Origin of the sequence: Homoserinimonas sp. OAct 916 (genome assembly GCF_003260275.1) — a bacterium.
Taxonomy (GTDB): Bacteria; Actinomycetota; Actinomycetes; order Actinomycetales; family Microbacteriaceae; genus OACT-916.
The window spans coordinates 1-281 of sequence record NZ_QJHB01000113.1; the positions used below are offsets into that span (position 1 = coordinate 1).

The following is a 281-nucleotide window of genomic DNA, read 5'->3' on the forward strand; positions in this document are numbered from 1 at the left end:
GCGCGCCGTGCGCTGCGCGAGGCCATCGACGACCGTGAGCTGTGGCCGGCGCGTGCCTTCTTCCTGGCCAAGCTGGAAGAGCTGCGCAACCGCCACCAGCGCTTCGGCGACACTGCCGACAACCTGGAGCCGGATCTCAAGGATGGTCCCGGCGGCCTGCGCGATCTCAACACGCTGGGCTGGATGGCGCTGCGCGCCTTCGGCGTACGCGACCTGGAAGCGCTGGTCGGCCTGGGCCACCTGGGTGCCGACGAAGCGGCTGCGCTGAAGCGCGAGCGTGC

At 71.2% G+C, this 281-nt stretch carries 1 protein-coding gene; it reads left to right on the forward strand.

The window, feature by feature from the left end; translation table 11 throughout:
* Window positions 1–281 (forward strand): hypothetical protein (locus DL891_RS16910; RefSeq protein ID WP_198668989.1); only part of this gene is annotated, 281 nt, incomplete at both ends.